The organism is Streptococcus mitis (assembly GCF_001074635.1).
Classification (GTDB): domain Bacteria; phylum Bacillota; class Bacilli; order Lactobacillales; family Streptococcaceae; genus Streptococcus; species Streptococcus mitis_E.
Genome location: NZ_JUQO01000011.1, coordinates 1 through 1,195, shown reverse-complemented (window position 1 = coordinate 1,195; position 1,195 = coordinate 1). Strand labels below are relative to the sequence as shown.

Here is a 1,195-nt window from a genome sequence, read left to right as displayed (position 1 = left end):
AGCAGTATTAGGTGAAGCGAATGAAGCATTTGAACATGGTGAAATTGAAGGTTACGTATTTGTAAGAACAGATGTTAATGAAGAAGGTGATGTTGTAACTCATGTCTTCAGAAAAGTTACTCCAACTAAACCAGAAGGTAATGGGGAACAACAAGGTGGAGATAACACACCACAATCAACACCTGAAGTACCAACTGATAACACAGAACGTAAACCTGAAACAGAAAAACCTACTGTGCCAGATACCAAACAGGCTGAACAACCAACTCAAACAGTTGATGCTCAGGTAGCTCCTTCTCAAAATCAAGCGGTATTGCCAAATACTGGTACGAAAGCAGATCGTGCTACAGGTGCATTAGGGGCTCTCTCTCTTCTTGGAGCATTTGGTTTGCTATTTGCTAAAAAGAAGAAAGACGATGAAGAAGAAACACGAAACAATTAAGATGAGTCATTAAATTGAACTGAAAATAGGTTGTGTTAATTCTTGGAGGAAGTAACGGATAGAAAGAAGTTTAAAAGCTACTTTCTATCCGCCTTTCTTTAGAATAAATGTAAGCGCTTTAATCGAGGCGTAAAGGAGAAATTTTGATATGGTTGAATATAGATTAAAAGATATTTTGAGTGAAATAAACGGAACAAATTGGTATTGGAAATATAGTATTAAATATAATAATGCAATAACTTCAGGACGTGTTGATGTGATATATTACAATGGTACTTTATTAATAAGGTGGAATGAAGATAGCCTTAGAGCGCAATTTGGAGCTAATCCTCCATTAAGTTTTGGTGATAAAAGAGTTGTGGGTTTTGAAGATGATATGATTATTATCAGAGATGGCGGTTGGGAAATTAATTTAAATACACAATCATAGGATTTATTAGTTAATATTTTCGAGCTAATACACTAAAAGTAAAAGAGATTTTGAGAGGGAGACACTGTAAGTATGAAAAATAATTATGATGATTATTTAAACTTAATGTTTGATAAATCCATAATTGCAGATTTAAAAGGAAAAAATCAAGAAGAGAATCCTAGTTTGGAAAATGTTGATGAATTAGCTGATTATCTTATAAATTATGTGAAAAGACATTATACTATCTATGAATACTATGTTTCTCCAAATATCTCCAATTTTTATAGTAAGCATAGAAAGTTTACAAGATTCATTCTTATATGTCTTTCTTTATTTGATTC

Annotated in this window: 2 protein-coding genes and 1 pseudogene; all 3 read left to right on the top strand. The window is 32.6% G+C overall.

What is annotated here, in order from left to right; translation table 11 throughout:
• On the top strand, window positions 1-442 hold a 442-nt coding region (locus ADI58_RS00470; RefSeq protein WP_049521050.1), incomplete at its 5' end, for an LPXTG cell wall anchor domain-containing protein.
• A gap of 148 nt (window positions 443-590) precedes the next feature.
• On the top strand, window positions 591-872 hold the full coding sequence (locus tag ADI58_RS00465) for a hypothetical protein (protein WP_049521049.1): 282 nt from the start codon (window positions 591-593) through the stop codon (window positions 870-872).
• A gap of 72 nt (window positions 873-944) precedes the next feature.
• A pseudogene (locus tag ADI58_RS00460) lies at window positions 945-1,195 on the top strand (HNH endonuclease family protein); the annotation flags it as partial.

Bases quoted from the DNA above. Each gene is read 5' to 3' on its own strand.
- ADI58_RS00465 (WP_049521049.1), top strand. From the start codon at position 591: ATGGTTGAATATAGATTAAAAGATATTTTGAGTGAAATAAACGGAACA.